4 protein-coding genes are annotated in these 6039 nt (G+C 70.8%); all 4 read left to right on the top strand.

Annotated elements, in window-relative coordinates; all coding sequences use genetic code 11:
• Window positions 1-269 precede the first annotated feature (269 nt).
• On the top strand, window positions 270-1508 hold the full coding sequence (locus RYN42_RS19325) for an extracellular solute-binding protein (protein ID WP_315098976.1): 1239 nt from the start codon (window positions 270-272) through the stop codon (window positions 1506-1508).
• A 91-nt stretch (window positions 1509-1599) separates the two neighbouring features.
• Window positions 1600-3216, top strand: a complete 1617-nt coding sequence (locus RYN42_RS19320) for an ABC transporter permease subunit (protein WP_315098974.1) — start codon at window positions 1600-1602, stop codon at window positions 3214-3216.
• A 1-nt stretch (window position 3217) separates the two neighbouring features.
• The gene (locus tag RYN42_RS19315; RefSeq protein WP_315098971.1) at window positions 3218-4123 is read left to right on the top strand and encodes a sugar ABC transporter permease; all 906 of its coding nucleotides are present in this window, start codon (window positions 3218-3220) and stop codon (window positions 4121-4123) included.
• Window positions 4120-5967, top strand: coding sequence for a glycoside hydrolase family 13 protein (locus RYN42_RS19310; protein ID WP_315098968.1), 1848 nt, complete (start codon window positions 4120-4122; stop codon window positions 5965-5967). The genes RYN42_RS19315 and RYN42_RS19310 overlap by 4 nt, the downstream gene beginning before the upstream one ends.
• Window positions 5968-6039 lie beyond the last annotated feature (72 nt).

Genomic DNA, 6039 nt, shown 5'->3' with positions numbered 1-6039 from the left:
GTGCTGACGCCGGCCTGCTCAGCCAGGTCCGTCAGACGGGTACGCACGATGGGCACGGTGGGGGCCACGTCACTCCTTTGTCCGGGCTGGACCGTGCCCGTGACCGGGGAGGCCATCCTCCTAGTCACGCTTCTGCAACGGTTCGCCGCAACTTACCGTAACGACTTGCAGCCGATGAGACAACGACGTTACGGTCGCGTCATCACGCCAGCGCCGGTCGATCGTCGGGATCTGCCGCTGCGGCTTTCCCACGACATAGGAGACTCACGATGCGACGGAGCATCCCTCTCACCGCTGCGGCCCTGGGCATCACCCTTGCGCTCGCCGCCTGCTCCGGGTCGGGCGACCCGGCCGACGCGGAGACCAGCGCCGCCCCCGAGGCGACCGCCAGCGGCACCCTGACGATGTGGGTGGACGACACCCGCATCAACGAGATGAAGCCGGTCGTCGAGAAGTTCACCGAGGAGACCGACATCGAGGTGTCCCTGGTGCAGAAGGCCCCGGGCGACATCGGCAAGGACTTCGTCGCGCAGGTCCCGACCGGCGAGGGTCCCGACATCATCGTCTCGGCTCACGACGGTCTCGGCGAGTGGGTCAACAACGGCGTCGTGGCGCCGATCGAGCTGGGCGACAAGGCCGCGGACTTCTCCGACTCGGCCATCGCCGGCGTCACGTACGACGGGAAGATCTACGGCACGCCGATCTCGATCGAGAACATCGCGCTGGTCCGCAACAACGCTCTCCTCACGGAGACGACCGCGACCACGTTCGACGAGCTCGTCGCCCAGGCCAAGGGCGCAGGCACCCCGTTCTCCGTGCTGATCCAGCAGGGCGAGGCGTCGGACCCGTACCACCTGTACCCGCTGCAGACCTCGTTCGGCGCCCCGGTGTTCGAGCAGAGCGCGGACGGCTCCTACACGGACACCCTCTCGCTCGGTGGCGAGACGGGCACCGCGTTCGCCGCCTACCTGGCCAAGCTCGGCACCGAGAAGGTCCTCGACCTGTCGATCGACGGTGACAAGGCCAAGCAGGCGTTCCTCGACGGCCAGGCGCCGTACATGATCACCGGCCCGTGGAACACCTCGGCGTTCGCCGAGGCCGGCCTCGACATCTCCGTCCTGCCCGTCCCGAGCGCCGGCGGCCAGCCCGCGCAGCCGTTCGTGGGCGTCCAGGGCGTGTTCATCTCGGCCAAGTCGAAGAACCCGGTCCTCGCCAACGAGCTCGTCGTCAACTACCTGACGACCGAGGAGGCGCAGGACATGCTGTTCGCCGAGGGTGGTCGCATGCCCGCCAACTCGGCCTCCGCCGCCAAGGTCGAGGACCCGATCCTCAAGGGCTTCAACGACGCCGGCGCGACCGGTGCCCCGATGCCCGCCATCCCCGCCATGAGCACCGTGTGGGCCTTCTGGGGCGCCACGGAGGCGCAGATCATCGGCGGCCAGGCGGAGCCTTCCGGCGCCTGGAGCACGATGGTGACCACCATCCAGGACGCGGGCGACACGGTCTGACGATCCCGGACGTCCCGCCGGGCTCCGCGGAGCCCGGCGGGACGTCTGTCACCCTCTTTGCACGCAGTCACCCGCGCCCCGGAGGACCCGCATGACCGACCAGCAGACCGTGGCGCCACCCGCCCCCCCGGAGCAGCCTGGCGCGGGGTCGCCGCGCCGCTCGCGCGGGGACGGGTCGCACGCCCGCAACTTCTCGGCGGGGTTCCTCGCCAAGCTCGTGCTCATCGGGCTCGTCGACGCGCTCGGCGTCTACGGGATCCTCGCCGCCGCGGCGGTGCAGTCCTGGGGGATCGTCGCGTTCCTCGTGCTGGCGCTCCTGGTGGCGAACTGGGTGTACTTCTCGCGTCGCGCGATCCCGGGCAAGTACCTGGTCCCGGGTCTGCTCTTCCTGCTCGTCTACCAGCTGTTCGTCATGGCCTACACCGGCTACGTGGCGTTCACCAACTACGGGGACGGGCACAACTCCACCAAGGCGGACGCGATCGAGGCGATCGCGATCCAGACCGAGGCGCGCGTCGAAGGGTCGCCCACGCTGCCGGTGACGGTGGTACAGCGCGGGGACGAGCTCGGGTTCGCCGTGGTGCAGGACGGCGAGGTCCAGGTCGGCACCGCCGAGCAGCCCTTCGCCGAGGTCGACGGCGCGACCGCGGACGGCGACCGTGCGGAGACCGTGCCCGGCTGGGAGGTCCTCGGCTTCGCCGGCATCGCCGCCGAGCAGGAGGCGATCACGGCCCTGCGGGTCCCGTTCTCCGACGACCCGTCCGAGGGGTCGGTCCGCACCCAGGACGGCTCCACCGGGTACGTCTACCAGCCCACCCTCACCTACGACGTGGCCACCGACACGCTGACGGACACCGCCACCGGCGAGACGTACACGCCGTCGGCCACGGGCAACTTCGTGTCGGAGGACGGCGACCGGCTGACGCCCGGCTGGCGCGTCGGCGTCGGCCTGGACAACTTCACGCGCGTCTTCACCGACGAGCGGCTGACCGGGCCGTTCCTGAAGATCGCCGCCTGGACGTTCGCGTTCGCCGCCCTCTCGGTCGCCACGACCTTCGCTCTGGGCCTGTTCCTGGCGATCGTGTTCAACGACCCCCGCGTCCGCGGTCGCAAGCTCTACCGCTCGCTGATGATCCTCCCGTACGCCTTCCCGGGGTTCCTGTCCGCGCTGGTGTGGAAGGGCATGCTCAACGAGAAGTTCGGCTACGTCAACGAGGTCCTGCTCGGCGGCGCCTCGATCGGCTGGCTGTCCGACCCGTGGCTGGCCAAGGTGTCGATCCTGCTGGTCAACCTCTGGCTGGGCTTCCCGTACATGTTCCTGATCTGCACGGGCGCGCTCCAGTCGATCCCGGAGGACACCATCGAGGCCGCGAAGATCGACGGCGCGGGCCCGTGGCGCATCTTCCGCTCCATGACGTTGCCGCTGCTCATGATCTCGGTGGCCCCGCTGCTGATCTCCTCGTTCGCGTTCAACTTCAACAACTTCACGCTCATCTACATGCTCACCGGCGGTGGCCCGAACTTCGTCGGGTCGCCGGTGGTGGTGGGCCACACCGACATCCTCATCTCGATGGTCTACGCGGTGGCGTTCGAGAGCGGCGCCAAGCAGTACGGCCTGGCGAGCGCGTTGTCGATCCTGATCTTCGTCGTGGTCGGGGTCATCTCCTACCTCGGCTTCCGCCGCACCCGCACCCTCGAGGAGATCTGAGATGGCCGCCACCGTCGTGGAGCCGGGTACCGGCACGGTCGCGCAGGAGCACACCCGCCTGCGCGGGCGCCGCTGGTGGGTCGAGGTCGGCTGGCGGCACGTCGTCGGCGTCGTGATGATCGTCGTCTGCGTCCTGCCGCTCGTGTACGTCCTGTCGGCGTCGCTGAACCCGGGCGGGACCCTGACCGGCTCCAACCAGCTGTTCCGCACCATCGACCTCGAGAACTACCGCGACCTGTGGGGCCGCGGGTACGGGAGCTGGTTCGTCAACTCCCTGGTCGTGTGCACGGTGACCGCGGTGGGCACGGTGCTCATGGGCGCTGCTGCGGCGTACGCGTTCTCGCGGTTCCGGTTCCAGGGCCGACGCACCAGCCTGACCGGCCTGCTGATCGTGCAGATGTTCCCGCAGATGCTCGCGTTCGTCGCGATCTTCCTGCTGCTGCTCTCGATCGGAGAGGTGTTCCCGGCGCTGGGCCTGAACAGCCGGTACGGGCTCATCGCGGTCTACCTCGGCGGCGCGCTCGGCGTGAACACGTTCCTCATGTACGGGTTCTTCAACACCGTGCCGCGGGAGCTGGACGAGGCCGCGAAGATCGACGGCGCCTCGCACGCGCAGATCTTCTGGACCATCATCCTGCGGCTCGTCGCCCCGATCCTCGCCGTCGTGGGGTTCCTGTCGTTCATCGGGACGTTCGGGGAGTTCATCATCGCCAAGGTGGTGCTGCAGCGACAGGAGGAGTACACGCTCGCCGTCGGCCTGTACTACTGGGCGGCCGACGAGCGCACCGCCAGGTGGGGCCTCTTCGCCGCCGGCGCCGTGCTCGCCGCCATCCCGGTGGTCCTGCTCTTCCTCTTCCTGCAGAAGTACATCGTCTCCGGCCTGACAGCAGGTTCGGTGAAGGGATGACGGAGCACCTGCTCGACGCCCCCCACCACGACGGGTCCGCGCTCTACGCGCCGGCCGGTGCGGCGCTCGGCGAGCGGGTGCCGGTCCGGGTCCGCGTACCCGTCGCGGGCACCGAGCGTGCCGTCTGGCTGCGCACGGTGCGCGACGGGGAGCCCCGCCTGGAGCAGGCCCGGCTCGAGCAGGTCACCGAGCACGAGCGCTGGTACGTCGCCGACGTCCTCGTGCACAACCCGGTCACCAGCTACCGGTTCGTGCTCGACGAGCCCGGGGGGTACCGGTGGCTCAACGGTCGCGGCGTGCACGCGCGCGACGTGCCCGACGCCGCCGACTTCCGGCTCACCGCCCACGAGCCGGCGCCCGCGTGGCTGGACTCGGCGTTCGTCTACCAGGTGTTCCCGGACCGGTTCGCCCGCTCGACCGGCCACGTCGGCCCACCGGCCGGACCCGTGCCGGAGTGGGCCCGGCCGGTGCCGTGGGGCACGGAGCCCGCTGCGATCGGCCACGACACGTTCGCGCAGCTGTTCGGCGGCGACCTGCCGGGGATCGAGTCGCGGCTCGACCACCTGCAGCGGCTCGGCGTCGACACGGTCTACCTGACGCCGGTCTTCCCGGCGCGGTCGAACCACCGGTACGACGCCAGCACGTTCGACCACGTGGACCCCCTCCTCGGCGGTGACGCGGCGCTGGTGTCCCTGTCCGGGGCCCTGCACGCGCGGGGGATGCGGCTGGTCGGCGACCTCACCACCAACCACACGGGCGCAGGTCACGAGTGGTTCGTGCGAGCCCAGTCGGACCCGGCCAGCGAGGAGGCCGGGTTCTACTTCCGGACCGAGGAGGCGCCCGGGTACGTCGGCTGGCTCGAGCACGCCTCGCTGCCCAAGCTCGACTGGTCGGCGCCCGGCCTGCCCGCACGCATGGTCGAGGGGCCCGACTCGGTCATCGCGCGCTGGCTGCGCGAGCCCTACCGCCTCGACGGCTGGCGCATCGACGTGGCCAACATGACCGGCCGCTACGGCACGCAGGACCTGACCCACCAGGTCGCCCGGACCATCCGGGCCACGATGCGCGCGCAGAACCCCGACGCCGTCCTGGTCTCGGAGCACTTCCACGACGCCGGGTCGGACACCGGCGTCGGCGGCTGGGACGTCAACATGAACTACTCGGCGTTCACGCGGCCGGTCTGGTCCTGGCTGGTGGAGCCCGACAGCACCCTGCCGTTCATCGGCATGCCGGTCAGCGTGCCGCGCCGCGGTGGCCGGTCGATGGTCGAGTCCATGCGGGACTTCGACTCAGCGGTGCCCTGGTCCGTGACGCGTCACCAGTGGAACATGCTGGCCTCGCACGACACCGCACGGCTGCGGACCGTCGTCGGCACGCGGGAGCGGGCCGAGGTCGCGGCGGCGATGCTCTTCACCTACCCCGGCACGCCCGTGGTCTTCGCCGGCGACGAGGGCGGGCTGACGGGGAGCAACGGGGAGCAGTCCCGCGCCAGCATGCCGTGGGACGAGATCGACGCCGGCGGCGGCCCCCGCTGGGACGCCGTGACGTTCGAGGCGTACCAGCGCCTCGCCGCCCTGCGCCGGTCGTCGGGCGCCCTGCGCACCGGCGGTCTGCGCTGGGCCGTCGTCACGGACGACGCGGTGGCGTTCCTGCGGGAGAGTCCCGACGAGCGCGTCCTCGTGCTCCTCGCTCGGGCGTCGTGGGCCGGTGCGGCCCTGCCCGGTCACCTGCTTGAGGGCTCGTCCGCCCAGAACCTCTACGGCGGCGCGGAGCTGCCGCTGGTCGACGGTGCGCTGCTCCTGCCGACCGACGGGCCCGGGGCCCAGGTCTGGCGGCTCGCCTAGCCCCTCAGCGCGCGCGTGCGGCGCCGGTGGAGGCGCGGACGATGAGCTCGGGGTGGAAGGTGAGCTCGGTGC

This window comes from uncultured Cellulomonas sp., from assembly GCF_963527515.1.
Taxonomy (GTDB): Bacteria; Actinomycetota; Actinomycetes; order Actinomycetales; family Cellulomonadaceae; genus Cellulomonas.
The sequence above is the reverse complement of the archived record's forward strand: the minus strand, read 5'-3'. Positions and strand labels throughout refer to the sequence as shown.